Genomic DNA, 19,326 nt, shown 5'->3' with positions numbered 1-19,326 from the left:
CGTGTCTGTCGGTTCCCCTCCCCCGCGTTCATCCCTGTTACTGGCGCTGCTGTTCAGCCCGGTTTTGCAGGCGGACGACCTGTTCATGGACGGCGAAGCGCTGCCGCAGGTACTGACGGCCACCCGGCTGAAACAGACGCCGGCGGAAGTGCCGGGGAGCATGACCGTGCTCGACAGTGAGTTGATCCACACCAGCGGCGCGCGCGACATCAGCGAACTGCTGCGCCTGGTGCCAGGCATGATGGTCGGCAACATCAGCGGCAATCAGGCGGCGGTCAATTACCACGGCACCAATGCCACCGAAGCGCGGCGCATGCAGGTATTGATCGATGGCCGCTCGGTGTACCGCGCCGGTTTGGCCACGGTGGACTGGAGCGATATTCCGGTGGCCATGGAAGACATCGAGCGCATCGAAGTTTTTCGCGGCCCGAACACGGTCAGCTACGGTGCCAACGCGCTGATGGCGGTGGTCAACATCATCACCCGCCACCCGGCGGACAGCCACGGCACGCGATTGAAGATCACCCGAGGCCAGCGCGGCATCAATGACTTCTATGCCAGCCAAGGCACCGGCTGGAATGGCGGTGATTTGCGCCTGTCGCTGTCCGGCCAGGAAGACGACGGTTTCGACAGCGACCGTAGCGGCGCCGATTACCGTGACAGCCGTCGCTTGAACCGTTTCAGTCTCGCCGTCAGCCAGCCCCTCAGCGACAACCAGAGCCTCGACTGGCAGGTCAACGCCAAGGACGGCAGCAACCAACGGCCCTACACCTACCATCCGGTGTTCTCCGGGATTACTGCCGCCGGGAACAATTCCGACGTGGTGGCCAAGGATTACGCAGGTTCTGTGCGTTGGAACCTCGACATCAACCCCGAGCACAGCCTTTATGTGCAAGCGTCGGCGCAACACTGGGACCGCCAGCAAACCTGGCGCGCCTGCGATGCCGAAGTGTCGTTCAGCCCTGAACTGACGCAACTGTGGCAACTCAACCCGAACTACACCGAACGTCTGGCACGCAACATCACGCAGTTCACCGGCCCCGGCGCGGCGCCCGGTACGCCACAGGAAATGGCCCTGGCCAACCGGGTGCTCGATCAATGGCGCAACGGTGCCAGCCAGACACTGTGCGGCGACATCGACCAGAGCGCTCGCGAGTCGCGATACGACCTCGAGCTGCAGGACACCCTCAGCCTGTCCGACAGCCTGCGCCTGGTCAGCGGCATGAACTATCGTTACGACCGCGCCGATTCCGAAACCTATTTCAACGGCACGCTCGACGACACCACCTGGCGCGCGTTCGGCCAACTGGAGTGGCGCGCCACTGAACATTGGCTGTTGCAAGGCGGGGCGATGTTTGAAGACACGCAACTGATCGGCAGTTCGCTGACGCCGCGATTTGCCGTCAACTACCTGATCAATCCACGCCATGGTCTGCGCGCGGTGTACTCGGAAGCCATTCGCTCGCCGGACATGTTCGAGAACAATGTGAACTGGAGCTATCAGGTCAGCAACCTGCGGCCCTCGGCTTACGGTCAGTCGTCGGCGCGCTACTTCGTCAAGACCCGTGGCCCGGGCGATCTCGATCAGGAACACATGCGCTCACGGGAGTTGGGCTACAACGGCTATTTCGCCGACCTTGGCCTCGCGCTCGACGTGAAGCTGTTCTACGACGAAATCACCGGGATGATCAGCGAGCCACTGCGTAACAACCAGTACATCGCCAGTAACGCCAACAGCTCACGTTTTCGCGGCACCGAAACCCAGCTCGACTGGCGCGTAAGCCTGGCCGACCGCTTGCGCTTCACCTATGCCTTCGTTGATGCCGAGGCAAGCAACCCGCTGGATCAACAGTTCACTTCGCGCAACAGCGGTTCCGCCGGTTGGCTGCGCGATTGGGGCCATGGCTGGAACAGCGCCCTCTTCTATTACGGCGACAATGCGCTCAACGGCTACCGCTTCGAACGGGTCGACACACGCATCGCCAAACGCATTCCGCTGGGCAAAGCCCAGTTGCAATTGGCCGGCGTGCTGCAACAGCGCCTTGATCATGAGCCGACCACGTTCGTCGACAACAATTACGACGAACGCCGGGTCATGTATTTCAGCGCCGAGCTGGAGTTCTAGGATGCGATTTGGCTCGTCACGGAAGACGCCAACCCTTGGCCACTGGCTGGCCGGACTCTGTCTGTTTGTGACCGCGTGGCTGCACGGCGTCGCGGTGCAGGCTGCCGACATCCTCTTGACCGGCGCCGAGGAAAGCCCCGGTGTGCAGGCGTTCGTCCAGGCACTCAGTGAACTGCGCCCCACTGACAATGTGCGTTTCCAGCCGCTGGCCAGCTTGCCGGCACCGGGCAAATTACCGGCCAGTCTGCGCCTGATTTTGCTCGACCTGCCCAGCCTCGACTGGCGCCTGCAAGATGCTCAAGGCCCGGTGACACTGGTATTGCGCATCACTCGTTTGCAGGCACGAGAACGCCTGGGCACGACTCATCCGCCACACTTGAGCCTGTTGTGGAGCGATCCACCGTTAAGCCGCCAACTGCAATTGATCCGGCGGATTCTGCCGCAGGCGCGCCGCGTCGGTGTGCTGTTCGACCAGCACAGCGAGTTCCTGCTCAAGGAGCTGACTCTGGCGGCCAAGCCATTGAATCTGCAGATCGTCAGCGAGCGCTGGGACAACACCCACGACAGCCGTCCCTTGCAAGCGGTGCTGAAGAATAGCGACGTGTTGCTGGGCCTCGACGATCCCGATTTGTACAACCCGAAAACCGCGAAAAACCTGCTGCTCAGCAGTTACTCGCGGCAGGTGGCATTGGTCGGCCCCAACGTTGCTTTTGTCCGTGCCGGCAGTCTGGCCAGTAGCTACAGCGACCAGAACGACTGGCTGACGGTGCTCGATCAATTACTCGACCAGCCACCGGCCTCCTGGCCGCGAACCCTCTACCCGACACATTTCAAGGTCTCAAGTAATGCGCAGGTGGCTCGTTCCTTAGGCATCGAACCGCCCAATGATGCGTCCGTTGCCAAAGCATTGGCTGAAGGAGAACGCCGTCCATGATTTTCCGTCGCCGCTGGGACATCAATACCCGCACCCAGCTGATCAGCCTGGGCCCGGCGCTGTTGCTGACCTTGCTGTTGATCAGTTTCTTCACGTTTGTGCGGATTCAGGATTTGCGCCAGGAGCTGACCCACACCGGCCAACTGATCGCCAACCAACTGGCGCCGGCCACCGAATACGGGGTGATTTCCGGCAACAACGAAGTGCTGGAAAGCCTGCTCAAGGCCACGCTGGCCACGCCCAACGTGCGTTTTCTCGAAGTGCAGGACAGCGCCAACCGGATTCTGGTGTACGTCGAACAACCGGCGGCGGCCCACAATCGCCCGCATCAGGTCGAAGTGTTTCAGGCACCGGTGCGGCTGCAACGGATCTCTCTGCACAATGATTTTTTCCAGGACGGCAAGGTCACTAACGGCGCCGCGAACGAAGATTATCTGGGGCGGGTGATCGTCGGCTTGTCCAACGATGCCTTCAGTCAGCGCCAGCAGGAAATTCTGCTCAAGGCCGGGATTCTGGCGCTGTTCGCCCTGCTTTTCACGTTTGTCCTTGCGCGGCGTCTGGCCGGCAGTCTGTCGCAGCCGATTCGCGACATCGGCCACGCGGTCAAGGCGATTCAGGACGGCGACTACAAAACTCCGCTGCCGATTGTCGATGACACCGAGCTCGGCGCATTGTCGCAGCACATCAATAACCTCGCCCAGGCACTGGAACAGGCCAGCCGCGAACAGCATCAGGCGATGGCGCAATTGATCCAGACCCGCGAGGAAGCGGAAAAAGCCAACAACGCCAAATCCGACTTTCTGGCGATGATGAGCCATGAACTGCGCACACCGATGAACGGCGTGCTGGGCATGCTGCAATTGCTCGAAACCACCGAGATGACTGAAGAACAGGTCGAGTACGCAGCCCTGGCGTCCGAATCCACCGAACACCTGCTGAAAGTCATCAACGACATTCTCGACTTCTCGCGGATCGAGCGTTCGGAGCTGGAGCTGGAACACATTCCGTTCAACCTTGCCGAACTGATTGGCGCCTGCGCCCAGTCGTTCCAGCACAGCGCGGCGCAGCGCGGGCTGGCGCTGAACCTGCGGATTCCCGAGGACATGCGCGGCTTGCAGGTGCAGGGCGATCCGACGCGGATCCGGCAGATCCTGGTCAATCTGGTCGGCAACGCACTGAAATTCACCGAACAGGGCCGGGTCAGCATCGAGGCGCAATGGCAGTCGCTCGATCACGAACTGCTGTGGTTCACCTGCTCGGTGCGCGACAGCGGCATCGGTATTTCCGCGGAAAGCCTGGAATTGATGTTCAACGCCTTCCAGCAGGCCGACAGTTCGATTTCCCGCCGTTACGGTGGCACCGGCCTGGGCCTGCCCATTGCCCGGACACTCGCCGAGCGCATGGGCGGTACCTTGCGTGCGCAGAGTGAGGAAGGCCTCGGCTCGGTGTTCACCCTGGAAATCCCCTTGGCGCTGTATAAAGAGGCGCTGCCGCCACTGGCGGCACCGCGAGCGTTCAACGGCGACAGCCATGGCGAAGGACGCAATGTGCTGCTGGTCGAAGACAACCCGGTCAACCAGACGGTTATCGAGGCGATGCTGCGCAGCCTGGGCTTTACTGTCAGTGTCGCCACCGATGGTGCGCAGGCCGTGCGCAGTGCCGAGAGCAATGATTTCGAAGTGATTCTGATGGACTGCCGCTTGCCGATCATCGACGGTTACGAAGCGACCCGACAGATTCGTCGCCTGCCCGGACGCGCCGACGTGCCGATCATCGCGCTGACCGCCAACGCCCTGCAGGGCGACCGGGAAACCTGCCTGTCGGCTGGCATGAACGATTATCTGGCGAAGCCGTTCAAACGTAATGATCTGCAGCAGATTCTGCAGCGCTGGGTGTCGTAGTGTGGGCCTTTCGACCATCTGCGACTGGCGTGAAAAGCGAAAGTGCGGCAGTCTTAGGCACCCGAACGAGCCTCAAAAGAGGCTTGAATAAAAATTTCAGTGCACAAGTGTACATTCATGTCCTTGGTGCTGTGACTTTCACCACAACGCAATAGTCTATGAGTAGGCTGCCGGTTCGAGGCATGAACGCTTCGAACGGTCGGGAAGATTTGCCCCACCTGCCGCATGGGATTATTGAGGAGCTCGCATGACCAAACAAAACGCCTTTACTCGGGAAGATCTGCTGCGCTGCAGTCGCGGTGAGCTGTTCGGCCCAGGTAACGCGCAACTGCCCGCCCCGAACATGCTGATGGTGGATCGCATCACCCATATCAGTGAAGAGGGTGGCAAGTACGGCAAAGGTGAATTGGTCGCCGAACTGGATATCAACCCTGACCTGTGGTTCTTCGCCTGCCACTTCGAAGGTGATCCGGTGATGCCGGGCTGCCTGGGTCTGGATGCCATGTGGCAACTGGTCGGCTTCTTCCTGGGCTGGCAAGGCCTGCCGGGCCGTGGCCGTGCGCTGGGTTCGGGCGAAGTGAAATTCTTCGGCCAGGTCCTGCCCACCGCCAAGAAAGTCACCTACAACATTCAAATCAAGCGCGTCCTCAAGGGCAAGCTGAACCTGGCCATTGCCGACGGTTCGGTGTCTGTTGACGGTCGCGAAATCTACACCGCCGAAGGCCTTCGCGTCGGCGTGTTCACCTCCACTGACAACTTCTAAGGGTTATTCGCATGCGCCGCGTCGTTATCACTGGTCTGGGCATTGTTTCGTGCCTGGGCAATGACAAAGAGACCGTCTCCGCTAACCTGCGTGCAAGCCGCCCTGGCATCCGGTTCAACCCGGAATATGCCGAAATGGGTCTGCGTAGCCAGGTTTCCGGCTCCATCGACCTCAACCTTGAAGAGCTGATCGATCGCAAGATCTATCGCTTCGTCGGCCACGCAGCGGCTTACGCCTACCTGGCCATGAAAGACGCCATTGCTGACTCCGGCCTGACCGAAGAGCAAGTGTCCAACCCGCGTACCGGCCTGGTGGCTGGCTCCGGTGGTGCTTCCACGCTGAACCAGATGGAAGCGCTGGACATCCTGCGCGAGAAAGGCGTGAAGCGCGTTGGCCCATACCGTGTAACGCGGACCATGAGCAGCACCGTTTCCGCTTGCCTGGCCACACCGTTCAAGATCAAAGGCCTGAACTACTCCATCGCTTCTGCCTGCGCCACCAGTGCTCACTGCATCGGTACCGCCATGGAACAGATCCAGATGGGCAAGCAGGACATCGTCTTCGCCGGTGGCGGTGAAGAAGAGCACTGGAGCCAGTCGTTCCTGTTCGACGCCATGGGCGCTCTGTCCAGCAAGCGTAACGACACCCCGGAACAGGCTTCCCGCGCCTACGACAAAGACCGTGACGGTTTCGTCATCGCTGGCGGTGGCGGCATGGTCGTGGTTGAAGAGCTGGAACACGCTCTGGCCCGTGGCGCGAAAATCTACGCGGAAATCGTTGGCTACGGCGCGACGTCCGACGGCTACGACATGGTTGCCCCAAGTGGCGAAGGCGCGATCCGCTGCATGCAGATGGCGATGTCCACCGTTGATACTCCGATCGACTACCTGAATACCCACGGCACCTCGACTCCGGTCGGCGACGTTGCGGAAATGAAGGGTGTGCGTGAAGTGTTCGGCGACAAGGCACCTGCGATCAGCTCGACCAAGAGCCTGTCCGGTCACTCCCTGGGCGCCGCTGGCGTTCACGAAGCGATCTACTGCATGCTGATGATGGAAGGCAACTTCATTGCCGGTTCCGCCAACATCGACGAGCTGGACCCTGAAGTGGCCGATCTGCCGGTGCTGACCAAGACCCGCGAGAACGCCACCATCAACACCGTGATGAGCAACAGCTTCGGCTTCGGCGGCACCAACGCCACGCTGGTACTGAAGCGCTGGGAAGGCAAGTAATTTCCCCCGCTTGAGCCACACATGAAAACGCCCCGACTGGTTCGGGGCGTTTTTTTTCGTCTGCAGAAAACTCCCGCCCCAACACAAATCCCCCATGTAGGAGCTGCCGAAGGCTGCGATCTTTTGATCTGATCATTCCCACGCTCTGCGTGGGAATGCAGCCCGTGACGCTCCGCGTCACTGGACGCAGAGCGTCCCAAGAGGCGCTCCCACGCGGAGCATGGGAACGATCAAAATCGCCGCCTTCGGCAGCTCCTACATGGGGATTGTGTGAGGCTGGAGATGAAACTTCTGTCATGAAACTTTGCGACCTGCGACCGAATGTCGCGGATTCCGCGGGCTGCAGCACTGTTGCTGCCCTGATTGATTCGGGGCGATTTTTTGTCTGCAGAAAACTCCCGCCCCAACACAAATCGCCCATGTAGGAGCTGCCGAAGGCTGCGATCTTTTGATCTGATCATTCCCACGCTCTGCGTGGGAATGCAACCCGTGACGCTCCGCGTCACTGGACGCAGAGCGTCCCAAGAGGCGCTCCCACGCGGAGCATGGGAACGATCAAGATCGCAGCCTTCGGCAGCTCCTACATGGGGATTGTGTGAGGCTGGAGATGAAACTTCTGTCATGAAACTTTGCGGCCTGCAACCGAATGTCGCGGATTCCGCGGGCTGCAGCACTGTTGCCGCCCTGACTGATTCGGGGCGTTTTTTTGTCTGCAGAAAAATCCCGCCCCAACACAAATACCCCATGTAGGAGCTGCCGAAGGCTGCGATCTTTTGATCTGATCATTCCCACGCTCTGCGTGGGAATGCAGCCCGTGACGCTCCGCGTCACTGGACGCAGAGCGTCCCAAGAGGCGCTCCCACGCGGAGCATGGGAACGATCAAGATCGCCGCCTTCGGCAGCTCCTACATGGGGATTGCGTGAGGCTGGAGATGAAACTTCTGTCATGAAACTTTGCGGCCTGCGACCGAATGTCGCGGATTCCGCGGGCTGCAGCACTGTTGCGGTTTTTGCAAGAATACATTGCACAAATCGAGCGTTTACTTAGCAAGCTAACAAATCATATAAAAGAGTCCTGCACACGCCTTGCTGCAGATAACTTGAGATTTGGAGCTAGCAGATGACTGTAAAAGTAACTGAACGCGACGATTCACACATGTCCCATGAAGGCGTAGCCGCCGGTATCCGCATTTGGGACGTGCATCAACAAGACTTGCTGGTCGGCATGTTCCACAACGAGATCGATGCCCACAACTACAAGGCCGAGCTGGAAGTGCAAGAGCAGCAACGAGATCTACGATCAGCCTGACTCACCACTCTTCAGGGTTGCAGCCTGCCCCTTTCCGGGTGGCAGGCTGCAACAACATCAGAACCTTCACACCACGCGAATCACACTCAAATAAAGGTTGTCGTCGATCTCCTCCGAAGCTATTTCATCGACGATCAGCCCCCCCTCGAGTCTGACTACCTCACATGCACCACCACCCATGCCGTCATTCCTGATCGAGTACTGGACAGCGGTCGGGTGCTGCTTGTCGTAATCAAAGGACATGCCACAGGCAATCAAGAAGTCGATTTTCACTTCAGGGATTTCAACTTCCTTATCCCGCTCACCTTCCTTCAGCACCGCATAATCAAGGCACACGTTAATGCCGAACGGGCAGCCCGGCACAAGACTATTGATAAACAGTCCCTGGTAACCCCCAAAGTAACTGTGCTCAGCGCTGACGTCGCTGTAGTCCTTGATCTTGATGACAAACTCGTCAAACAGCCTGAAGAACCAGAAGCCATCTTGATTACCGACATTCCGACCAAAGTCGATGCCGGAAACATGTCGTTTTGGCCACATCGACATCAACGGGATATCTGTTTCATATTCTTTATTGGTAATCGTCAGCAAGTAATTAATGACTTCGTAATAACTCGCATCACCCTCTCCCACTTTTACCAAGGTTGCACAACTGCCCGCCAACAGGACAATCTTGCCGTACCGCTCAACAGGCAGATCTTTCATTAACGACGAAATATACGCAGGTACTTTTTCCAGGTAAGCGGTGGTCAATTCATGCAGCTCGTCCTCGCTGTCGACCTCACGCCAAGGGATGTTCCAGAAAAACTCAGGCAAGGTGAAGAACAGGCACTCCGAGCCGTCATGGTCTGCTGCAGCGGCCTTGGCAGCGATCCTGATTTTGCGGCGCACAAACTCGACCCGGGCATCCAGTTCGCTGACCACGTAATCGGTAATTGATTGACCAGGCGCACGCAATTGCGAAAACTGCGGATTAAAAGTCGGTTGGCGCAACGAAGCAACACTTAATAACATCAGCAATATCCTTATTCATTTAAATTAATTCCATTTATTCTCCCCACACAAAAAACACCTATATAAAAGTGCAACGCGCTGTTTATGAGCAGCGCAAAATCTTCACACTTCAAACACGTTAATTTCTGCCAAAGAAAACCCGCCGATCGTATCGATACGAATCGGCGGGTTCAATATATAAACACTTTCAAAGTACTAGCAAAGATGTAAGCCGCTAGAACATTAAAACAATTACCACATCAGATCATCAGGAATCTGATACGCCGCGTACGGATCATCTTCGGTGCTGACTTCTTCGGTCTGCACGTTGAGCTGGACGATGCGCTGCGGGTCGCGTTCCTGGATCTTCAGCGCCGCTTCACGCGGAATCACTTCGTAACCGCCGGCATGGTGGACGATCGCCAGCGAACCGCTGCTGAGCTTGTTGCGCATCAGCGTATTGACCGAGATACGCTTGACCTTTTTGTCGTCGACGAAGTTGTAGTAGTCCTCGGTGGTCAGTTTCGGCAGGCGCGAGACTTCGATCAACTGCTTGACCTGCGCGGCACGTGCCTTGGCTTCGACCTTTTCCTGCTGCTGGCGATTCAGCTCCTGGTCACGCTTAACCTTCTCGGCCTGGGCTTCCTGCGCCGCACGCTGCTGCGTGTCATCCAGTTCTATCTGGCCTTTGTGCGCCAGACGTTGCTGCTTCTGCTTGTCTTTGCTGACCTGCTTGGCCTGCTTTTGGTTGACCAGACCTGCTTTGAGCAACTGGTCGCGAAGGGAAATACTCATGGGGCTTACTCACTTGGGCAGTTGCTCAGCCGCAGCTGGGCGCATTCTTTTCCTGACGTTTGGCTTCGCCCCACAGGGCGTCCAACTCTTCGAGGGTGCAATCTTCTATGGGACGATGGGTATCGCGCAATGCCTGTTCGATAAATCGGAAACGTCTTTCGAACTTGCCGTTGGCACCACGCAGCGCGGTTTCCGGGTCGACCTTCAAGTGCCGGGCCAGATTGACCACGGAAAACAGCAGGTCGCCGATCTCGTCAGCCACGGCGACGGGATCGTTTTCGGACATCGCTTCAAGGACTTCATCGAGTTCTTCGCGCACCTTGTCGAACACCGGCAAGGCCTCCGGCCAGTCGAAACCGACCTGCCCGGCACGCTTCTGCAACTTGGCTGAACGCGACAGAGCCGGCAGCGTGGCCGGCACGTCATCGAGCAGGGACAGTTGCTCCGGCGCAGCGGACTTCTCGGCGCGTTCTTCGGCCTTGATCTCTTCCCAGCGCTGCTTGACCTGTTCTTCGCTCAAGCGCGGCACGTCGAGCGGCGCGTACAGATCACCGGTGGGGAACACGTGGGGATGACGACGGATCAGTTTGCGGGTGATGCTGTCGATCACCCCGGCGAATTCGAAGCGCCCTTCTTCCTTGGCCAACTGGCTGTAGTAGACGACCTGAAACAGCAGATCGCCGAGCTCACCCTGCAGATGATCGAAGTCGCCACGCTCGATGGCATCGGCCACTTCGTAGGCTTCTTCGAGGGTGTGCGGGACGATGGTCGCGTAGGTTTGCTTGATGTCCCACGGGCAACCGAACTGCGGATCGCGCAGACGGTTCATCAGGTGGAGCAGGTCTTCAAGGCTGTACATACAAACTCTCACTAAACCTTTCTGCGATCTTGATCGTTCCCACGCTCTGCGTGGGAATGCAGCCCGTGACGCTCCGCGTCACTGGACGCAGAGCGTCCCTTGAGGCATTCCCACGCGGAGCGTGGGAACGATCAATCGAAGCCATCTTCACGGGGTACGGTTGCGCCGTGTTTCGATGATGTTCGGCAACTGCGATATACGCCCGAGCAACCGCCCCAGCGCATCCAGACCCGGGATCTCGATGGTCAGGGACATCAGCGCGGTGTTGTCTTCCTTGTTCGAGCGGGTGTTGACCGCCAGCACGTTGATGCGCTCGTTGAGCAACACCTGCGAAACGTCACGCAGCAAACCCGAGCGGTCGTAGGCGCGGATGATGATGTCCACCGGATAGGTGAGCACCGGCACCGGGCCCCAACTGACCTGAATGATCCGCTCTGGCTCGCGTCCCGACAGTTGCAGCACCGAGGCGCAGTCCTGACGGTGAATGCTCACGCCACGGCCCTGAGTGATGTAACCGACAATCGCGTCGCCCGGCAGCGGCTGGCAGCAGCCGGCCATCTGTGTCATCAGGTTGCCGACGCCCTGGATCTGAATGTCGCCGCGCTTGCCCGGTTTGTAACCGGTGGCTTTGCGCGGGATCAGCTCCAGCTGTTCGTTGCCGCGCTCCGGCTCGACCAGTTGCTGCGCCAGGTTGACCAGTTGCGCCAGGCGCAAGTCGCCGGCACCGAGGGCGGCGAACATGTCTTCGGCGGTTTTCATGTTGGCCTTGTCGGCCAGCTTGTCGAAATCCACCGCCGGCAAGCCGAGGCGTGTCAGTTCGCGTTCGATCAGGGTTTTACCGGCCGCAACGTTCTGATCGCGCGCCTGCAATTTGAACCAGTGAACGATCTTCGCCCGCGCCCGCGAGGTGGTGACGTAACCGAGGTTCGAGTTCAGCCAGTCGCGGCTCGGCGTGCCGTGCTTACTGGTGATGATCTCGACCTGCTCACCGGTCTGCAGGCTGTAGTTGAGCGGGACGATGCGCCCGTTGATCTTCGCGCCACGGCAGTTGTGACCGATTTCGGTGTGCACGCGGTAAGCGAAGTCCAGCGGCGTCGCGCCTTTCGGCAGGTCGATGGCGTGACCGTCAGGGGTGAAGATGTAAACCCGATCCGGTTCGATATCGACGCGCAGCTGTTCCGCCAGACCACCGATGTCGCCGAGCTCTTCGTGCCACTCGAGCACCTGACGCAGCCAGGAGATTTTCTCTTCGTAGTGGTTCGAACCGGATTTGACGTCGGTGCCCTTGTAGCGCCAGTGCGCGCAGACGCCGAGCTCGGCTTCTTCGTGCATCGAGTGCGTGCGGATCTGCACCTCAAGCACCTTACCCTCAGGGCCGATCACCGCCGTGTGCAGCGAGCGGTAGCCGTTCTCTTTCGGGTTGGCGATGTAGTCGTCGAATTCTTTCGGAATGTGCCGCCACAAGGTGTGGACGATACCGAGCGCGGTGTAGCAGTCGCGCATCTCCGGCACCAGCACACGCACCGCACGCACGTCGTAGATCTGGCTGAATTCCAGACCCTTGCGCTGCATTTTGCGCCAGATCGAATAGATGTGTTTGGCCCGGCCGCTGATGTCGGCGTCGACGCCGGTGGCCTGCAATTCGTCTTTGAGCTGGGTCATCACGTCGGCGATGAAACGCTCGCGATCCAGCCGTCGCTCGTGGAGCAACTTGGCGATCTGCTTGTATTGATCCGGCTCGAGATAACGGAAGGACAAGTCCTCCAGTTCCCATTTGATATGACCGATGCCGAGGCGATGCGCGAGCGGCGCATAGATGTCGAACACTTCGCGGGCGACACGGTTACGCTTTTCATCATCGGCGGTTTTTACCGCACGGATGGCGCAGGTACGTTCGGCGAGTTTGATCAGCGCAACACGGACGTCGTCGACCATCGCCACGAGCATTTTGCGCAGGTTTTCCACTTGCCCTTGCGTGCCCATGACCATCGATTGGCGCGGGCTGAGGCTGGCGCTGATGGCCGCCATGCGCTGCACGCCGTCGATCAGTTTGGCCACCACCGGGCCAAAGCGCTGGCCGATGGCCGCGAGCTCAATCTGGCCTTCGCGTACGCCGCGATACAGGACCGCCGCGACCAGCGAATCCTGATCGAGCTTGAGGTCGGCGAGAATCTCGGCGATCTCCAGACCAGTACTGAAACTGCCGGAGCCTTCGGCCCACAGATTCTTCTTGGCATTGGACTGTTGTTCGGCCTCGCGAGCGAACTCGCAGGCTTCTTTCAAGGCTTCGCGATCCAGTGCCAGATCGACACTGACCGCGTGATCGAGCCAAGCCTCGAGATTGATACTGCCGTCAGTGTTGATCGGCTGGTGTGCTCTCACCTGTACCATCTTGCTTTACCTTCCCTACGACGCAGATTCAATGCGTCAAATCGCTGACCTTCAGTGTCCGGTTGCGCTCACGGGGCTAATGCGAGCGCTGCGCGGACAGATCAGACGGATTCAGACGAGCCATCCTGGCTCGCTTCAAATAACGCCATGGCCTCGACATGTGCCGTCTGAGGAAACATATCGAGAATCCCGGCACGTTTTAACCGGTAGCCCTGCTTGATCAATTCGACCGTATCGCGCGCCAGAGTTGCAGGGTTGCACGACACGTACACCAACCGTTTCGCGCCCAGGGTCGCGAGCTTGCGCACCACCTCGAAAGCACCGTCACGCGGTGGGTCCAAGAGTACCGCAGAAAAACCATTTCCGACCCACTGAGCATGGCTCAAAGGCTGGGATAAATCGGCTTGAAAAAACTTTGTGTTATGCAAATTGTTACTGGCGGCGTTGGCTTCGGCACGATCGACCATGGTCTGCACGCCTTCGACCGCCACCACTTCACGCACGGACTTGGCCAGCGGCAAGGCGAAGTTGCCCAAGCCGCAGAACAGGTCCAGCACACGCTCATCGCTACGTGGTTTCAACCAGTCCAGCGCCTGGGCGACCATTGCCTCGTTGACGCCGGCATTGACCTGGATAAAGTCGCCGGGCCGATAGGCCAAATTCAGATCCCACTGTTCCAGACGATAGCCCAGCGACTGGGTCGCATCGACCGGATGCGGTTCGCCTTCGCCATGCAGCCAGAGTTGCGCTTCATGGAATTGGCAGAAGTCCTTGAGGATGCTCAGATCCGCTTCGGACAACGGCGCCATGTGCCGCAGCAACACCGCCAGTGACGAGCCGCTGAACAACTCGACGTGACCCAACGCTTGCGGCTTGCTCAAGCGACGGAGCATCTCCGGCAAACGGGTCATGATCGGTTGCAAGGGCTGTACCAGCACCGGGCATTCGCTGATCGCGACAATGTCCTGGCTGCCGGCGGCGCGAAAACCGACTTCGAGTTTCTTCGCCTTCATGTCCCAGCGCACCGCAATCCGGGCACGACGGCGATAGCCGAATTCGGGGCCGGTCAGCGGTGCTGCCCACTCTTCAGGTTCGACACCGGCAACGCGCGACAATTGCTCGGCGAGCATGCGCTGTTTCAGGGCAAGCTGTTCGCTGTGGGGCAAATGCTGAACGCTGCAACCGCCGCAACGGCCGGCGTGCTGGCACGGCGCCGGGCGACGCAATTCGCTGGCCTTGAACACGCGCTCGGTGCGCGCCTCGACCACTTTGCCGTGCGCGCCGAGCACCCGCGCTTCGACCTCTTCACCGGCAAGGGCGCCGAGGACGAACCAGGTTTTACCTTCGAAAAACGCGATGCCGCGACCGTCATTGGCCAGGCGCTCGATGTTCAAGCGCTGCTTTTTGCCGGTCGGGATTTGCGCAGCCTTGCTTCCGCCAGTGGGCTGAAAGCGCAGGCCTCTCTCGTGCTTGGCCATCAGTTGGGCGCGTCGAAAATGCCGGTCGACAGGTAACGGTCGCCACGGTCGCAGATGATCGCGACGATCACCGCGTTTTCAACTTCTTTGGACAGGCGCAGCATCGCTGCCACCGCACCGCCCGAGGACACGCCGCAGAAGATGCCTTCTTCGCGGGCCAGACGACGGGTGACGTCCTCGGCCTCGCTTTGCGCCATGTCGACGATGCGATCAACGCGATCGGCCTGATAAATCTTCGGCAGGTATTCCTGCGGCCAACGACGGATACCGGGAATGGCCGAGCCTTCCATCGGCTGCAAACCGACGATCTGCACGCTGTCGCTTTGCTCTTTCAAGTAGCGCGAAACGCCCATGATGGTGCCGGTGGTGCCCATCGAACTGACGAAATGGGTGATGCTGCCCTGGGTCTGCCGCCAGATTTCCGGGCCGGTGGTGGTGTAGTGCGCTTCAGGATTGTCACCATTGGCGAACTGATCGAGCACCTTGCCACGGCCTTCGGCTTCCATGCGCTGCGCAAGGTCGCGCGCGCCTTCCATGCCCTCTTCCTGGCTGACCAGAATCAGCTCGGCACCGTAGGCGGTCATCGCCGCTTTGCGCTCGGCGCTGGAGTTGTCCGGCATGATCAGGATCATCTTGTAACCCTTGATCGCGGCGGCCATGGCCAGCGCAATGCCGGTATTACCCGAAGTCGCTTCGATCAGCGTATCGCCGGCGTGGATCTGCCCACGCAACTCGGCGCGAGTGATCATCGACAACGCCGGACGGTCCTTGACCGAACCCGCCGGGTTATTCCCTTCGAGCTTGAGCAATAGGGTGTTGCTGGTGGCACCGGGCAGGCGCTGCAAACGCACCAGCGGAGTGTTGCCGACGCAATCGGCGATGGTTGGGTACTGCAAGGTCATGGCGTATTCGCAATCCAGACGTGCGGGGGCGCCTATCATACCGGCAAACCCGCGCAGGCCATATCACGCAAAGTGCGGTGCTTATGGTTTATGGGAATAAGCGGCCGTTAGTCGCTATTTTCTGTGTGCGCCGTATCCAGTGCATAAAACTCATGCAACTTGGCCTGCAGCAATTGCTTATCCGGTAAGCACGTTTGATATTCGGCTATTAAGGCGGGCGAAAGGCTGCGATTGAGGGCGTACTCGACGACCTCATCTTCCTTGCTTGCACACAGCAGGACACCGATGGCCGGGCTTTCGTGAGGCTTGCGGACATTGCGATCCAGCGCCTCCAAATAGAAATCCAGCTTGCCGAGGTATTCCGGCTCAAAACGGCCGACCTTCAGTTCAATGGCTACAAGGCAGTTGAGCCCTCGGTGGAAGAACAGAAGATCGAGAGAGAAATCCCGACCGCCTACCTGCAACGGATATTCGGAACCGACAAAGCAGAAGTCGCGACCAAGTTCGATCAGGAATTCCTTGAGGCGAGATAGCAGGCCTTGGTGCAGATCAGTTTCAGAATGAGCTCCGGGCAGATCGAGAAATTCGACCATGTAGGAATCACGGAATATCTCGAGAGCTTCGGGGTGTGTTTGCTGCAGTGCCGCGGAGGCTTTTGCTGGATCAGTGACACTTCGCTCGAACAGAGCCGTTTTGAATTGGCGCTCCAACTCTCTTGTAGACCACTTCTCCTGAATAGCCATCCGCAGATAAAACTCACGCTCTTCAGAGAGCTTACTCTGAGTCAAAATGAGCAAATTATGAGTCCACGGCAATTGTGTCAGCAGTGCTGACACTTTCTGATCACCCCGATAAGCCTCATAAAACTGGCGCATCCGAAACAGATTCCGACGGGTGAACCCTCGCAATCCCGGTTGTGTCAGAGCCAAATGTTCGGCCAATTGGCCCACCACGGAATCTCCCCACTCCGCCCGCTCAATCTTTCGACTGATATGCGCCCCCACCTGCCAATAAAGCTCAATCAAGTGAGTGTTGACCGCCTGCATGGCCTTGTGTCTGGAGCTGTGAATCAGGGCAAGCACTTCGTTGAAACGATCGCCGTCAGAGCTGCCGGTCAAGCTAGATTCGTTCATGCGTAATTCCTGAAAGATTAGGTGAAGCACGAGCCTAACCCCTTCAGGAAGCTTGAAATGACCGCCGATGCAGCTTGGGAAATGTCGTACAAAAAAAGGCGAGCGCTCCCGCGCAGCCAGGGGGAATGCTGCCCCCGATGGACTACATCGCGAGCAGACTCACTCCTACAAGGGATGTGATTTGTTCAGACGATCTGCGGTGAACGCAAATCCAATGCAGGAGTGAGCCTGCTCGCGATAGCGTCATTCGCCCCAACACCATCATCCGCCAATAACCGCACATTCAGCCGCAACCCCGCCCCGCCATTCTCCGCCCAAATACTCCCACCCTGACGCTGCACGGCGTTGCGCGCAATGCTCAGCCCCAGGCCAAACCCGCCGTCGCCAGGCCGCGAGCCGTCGAGGCGAGTGAACGGCAGGAAGATCCGCTGCAGATCGGACTCAGCCACCCCGCCGCCCTGATCTTCGAGCCACAAATGCCAGTAATCGCCCTCGCGTCGTCCATCGAGCCGCACAATCCCGCCTTCTGGCGAATGCCGGATGGCGTTGCGCAGAATGTTCTCCAGCGCCTGCGCCAAGGTATTCAGATTGCCGCGCACCCAGCACGATGCCTCCACCGAACACTGCAACTGCAGACTCGGCCAGCCACTTTCATAACAGGCGTTGTCGGTAAGCATTTCCCACAGCGCCTGAATCTGAATGGCTTCATCCGGCAATGGCGTGCGGTCCGTGTCGAGCCAAGCCAGTTGCAAGGTGTCTTCGACCAGCCGTTGCATGCCGTCGACTTCACGCCCGATGCGATCGCGCAATTGCGGCAGACCCTGTTCACTTTCGCTGGCCACGCGCAGTCGGCTCAGCGGCGTGCGCAATTCGTGGGACAGGTCGCGGAGCAATTGCTGTTGCAGGGCAACGGTCGATTGCAGGCGTTCGGACATCGAGTCAAACGCCCTTGCCAGTTCGCCGAGTTCATCCGGGCGCTGAGTGATCCCGCTCGACAGGCGCACATTCAATTGATCGGCGCGCCAGGCATTGGCCTGTTCGCGCAAGTTGTTCAGTGGCACCACCAGCAGGCGATACAGGCCGACGCACAGCAACAAGGTGAACAGCCCCGGAATCACACCGTTGGTGACCACCCGCCAGAACAGCCTGTATTTGCCCGGCAAAAACCGCTCGGGCAATTCAATCACCAGACTGCCGGCGGAAGGGTCCTTGGGGAACGGAATGCGCAGCCATGGCCGCCCCTGCTTGTGAATCGGCCAGTCGAGACCGCGCAAGAAGGTCATGTGCTGGATTTCCTGCTCATTCAACGGCTCATTGCTCAGCGACTGCAAATTACCGCTGATCACGCCGACCCAACCGGCTTCGCGCAACTCCATGCTCTGCAACCAGCTGTCGACACCGTCGCGTTCGCCACGCTGCCAGGCGCGCTCGGCTTCAGCGGCATAGCGGGTCAACGTGCCGCGCGCTTCGTCGGAGAGGAACTGATTACGCTCCTCCATATAGCGGCCCCACGACCAGCTCAGCCAGATCATCAGCAGACAGAACGCGACCAGCAGAAACGCCAGTTTCCAGAACAGCGAATGTCGCCCCGGCAGCTCAGACACTTTCATCGGCGGCGCTCAATACATAACCCTTGCCCCATACCGTGCGCACTTCACGCTCGCTATAACCGATGGTTTTGAGTTTGCGGCGGATCTGGCTGATGTGCATGTCGAGGCTGCGATCGTGGGCGGCATAACCGCGCTGCAACACATGCTGATAAAGGAAGGCTTTGCTGAGCACTTCTTCATCGTTGCGGTTGAGGGTTTCCAGCAAACGGTATTCGCTGCGGGTCAGCCCGGCCGCTTGCTCGCGGTAGAACACATCGCACTGATCTTCGTCGAAATGCAGCGTGCCCGTTGCAGCGGGGGCCGCGAGGGTCGCCGGACGCCGATCAAGGGCAACGCGGCGCAGGATCGCTTCGATACGCACGTGCAATTCGGCCATGCTGAACGGCTTGGGCAGATAGTCGTCGGCGCCAAGGCGAAATCCGCTGATGCGATCAGCCTCGGCACCGAGGGCCGACATCAGCAGCACCGGGGTCGAATGGCTCTGACGCAATTGCGTCAGCACATTCAAACCGTCCATGCCCGGCAACAGGATATCCATCAGCACCACATCGAACGGTTGGCGCTTGGCGATGTTCAGGCCTTCCTGGCCGTTCTGGCACCAGGTCACTTGAAAGCCGCTGCGGCCCAGCTGTTCGTGAACATAGGCACCGAGCACCGGGTCGTCTTCGATGGAGAGTATGCGTGGCTGGCCAACGGAAACAGGAGTCATGAGTATCTGCAAGTAATTCTCAGTTGAGCGCGATTATTCAAGATTGCCGGGCATCGGGCAACCGAAGGTTGACCTGTCGGACCAACGACAACCTGCGCGCAGACCGACGACGACACCATTTTTCCGAAGATTGCCCGCGAGCAAATCGCTACACTGCGCCAATGTCGCGTGCCGGATGCACGCATGAGTCAA

The 19,326-nt window shown here is 59.1% G+C and carries 15 protein-coding genes; 6 read left to right on the top strand and 9 right to left on the bottom strand.

Annotated features, from left to right (window positions below; all coding sequences use genetic code 11):
• Position 1 precedes the first annotated feature (1 nt).
• From ACZZ0B_RS04610 to ACZZ0B_RS04585, 6 genes are all read left to right on the top strand, one after another.
• Entirely contained in the window at positions 2 to 2,125 is a 2,124-nt protein-coding gene (locus ACZZ0B_RS04610) for a TonB-dependent receptor plug domain-containing protein (RefSeq protein WP_463544467.1), read from the top strand.
• A 1-nt stretch (position 2,126) separates the two neighbouring features.
• Entirely contained in the window at positions 2,127 to 3,059 is a 933-nt protein-coding gene (locus tag ACZZ0B_RS04605; RefSeq protein WP_463544466.1) for an ABC transporter substrate-binding protein, read from the top strand.
• The gene (locus ACZZ0B_RS04600) at positions 3,056 to 4,960 is read left to right on the top strand and encodes a response regulator (protein ID WP_463544465.1); all 1,905 of its coding nucleotides are present in this window, start codon (positions 3,056 to 3,058) and stop codon (positions 4,958 to 4,960) included. The genes ACZZ0B_RS04605 and ACZZ0B_RS04600 overlap by 4 nt, the downstream gene beginning before the upstream one ends.
• A gap of 247 nt (positions 4,961 to 5,207) precedes the next feature.
• On the top strand, positions 5,208 to 5,723 hold the full coding sequence (gene fabA / locus ACZZ0B_RS04595; protein WP_003172830.1) for a 3-hydroxyacyl-[acyl-carrier-protein] dehydratase FabA: 516 nt from the start codon (positions 5,208 to 5,210) through the stop codon (positions 5,721 to 5,723).
• Between the two features lie 11 nt (positions 5,724 to 5,734).
• A complete protein-coding gene (gene fabB, locus ACZZ0B_RS04590) occupies positions 5,735 to 6,955 on the top strand; it encodes a beta-ketoacyl-ACP synthase I (protein WP_008087472.1) in 1,221 nt (406 codons plus the stop codon).
• Between the two features lie 1,120 nt (positions 6,956 to 8,075).
• Entirely contained in the window at positions 8,076 to 8,264 is a 189-nt protein-coding gene (locus ACZZ0B_RS04585) for a hypothetical protein (protein ID WP_008079144.1), read from the top strand.
• Between the two features lie 66 nt (positions 8,265 to 8,330).
• On the opposite strand, the gene ACZZ0B_RS04580 is transcribed toward ACZZ0B_RS04585, so the two are convergent.
• The 9 genes from ACZZ0B_RS04580 to ACZZ0B_RS04540 all read right to left on the bottom strand — a co-directional run bounded on the left by ACZZ0B_RS04580 (position 8,331) and on the right by ACZZ0B_RS04540 (position 19,134).
• Positions 8,331 to 9,278 carry a hypothetical protein gene (locus tag ACZZ0B_RS04580; protein WP_463544464.1) on the bottom strand — a complete coding sequence of 316 codons (948 nt, stop codon included), beginning with the start codon at positions 9,276 to 9,278 and terminating at the stop codon, positions 8,331 to 8,333.
• 231 nt (positions 9,279 to 9,509) lie between these two features.
• A complete protein-coding gene (locus tag ACZZ0B_RS04575; protein ID WP_008079146.1) occupies positions 9,510 to 10,052 on the bottom strand; it encodes a DUF2058 domain-containing protein in 543 nt (180 codons plus the stop codon).
• Positions 10,053 to 10,077: 25 nt separating this feature from the next.
• Positions 10,078 to 10,911 (bottom strand): nucleoside triphosphate pyrophosphohydrolase, encoded by an 834-nt coding sequence (gene mazG, locus ACZZ0B_RS04570; RefSeq protein WP_008079147.1) that lies wholly within the window; start codon positions 10,909 to 10,911, stop codon positions 10,078 to 10,080.
• A gap of 147 nt (positions 10,912 to 11,058) precedes the next feature.
• Entirely contained in the window at positions 11,059 to 13,302 is a 2,244-nt protein-coding gene (relA, locus tag ACZZ0B_RS04565) for a GTP diphosphokinase (RefSeq protein WP_008079148.1), read from the bottom strand.
• 101 nt (positions 13,303 to 13,403) lie between these two features.
• Complete coding sequence (gene rlmD / locus ACZZ0B_RS04560; RefSeq protein WP_463544463.1) at positions 13,404 to 14,780, bottom strand: 23S rRNA (uracil(1939)-C(5))-methyltransferase RlmD; 1,377 nt, start codon at positions 14,778 to 14,780, stop codon at positions 13,404 to 13,406.
• Positions 14,780 to 15,682: a cysteine synthase CysM gene (gene cysM / locus ACZZ0B_RS04555; RefSeq protein ID WP_163004698.1), complete on the bottom strand. Its 903-nt coding sequence runs from the start codon at positions 15,680 to 15,682 to the stop codon at positions 14,780 to 14,782. The genes rlmD and cysM overlap by 1 nt, the downstream gene beginning before the upstream one ends.
• A 107-nt stretch (positions 15,683 to 15,789) precedes the next feature.
• Entirely contained in the window at positions 15,790 to 16,815 is a 1,026-nt protein-coding gene (locus ACZZ0B_RS04550; protein WP_463544462.1) for a PDDEXK nuclease domain-containing protein, read from the bottom strand.
• Positions 16,816 to 17,000: 185 nt separating this feature from the next.
• On the bottom strand, positions 17,001 to 18,425 hold the full coding sequence (locus ACZZ0B_RS04545) for a histidine kinase sensor domain-containing protein (protein ID WP_463544461.1): 1,425 nt from the start codon (positions 18,423 to 18,425) through the stop codon (positions 17,001 to 17,003).
• A complete protein-coding gene (locus tag ACZZ0B_RS04540) occupies positions 18,412 to 19,134 on the bottom strand; it encodes a response regulator transcription factor (RefSeq protein WP_463544460.1) in 723 nt (240 codons plus the stop codon). Before ACZZ0B_RS04540 ends, ACZZ0B_RS04545 begins: the two co-directional genes overlap by 14 nt.
• Positions 19,135 to 19,326 lie beyond the last annotated feature (192 nt).

It is taken from the genome of Pseudomonas sp. AC247 (genome assembly GCF_979258015.1).
The sequence above is the reverse complement of the archived record's forward strand: the minus strand, read 5'-3'. Positions and strand labels throughout refer to the sequence as shown.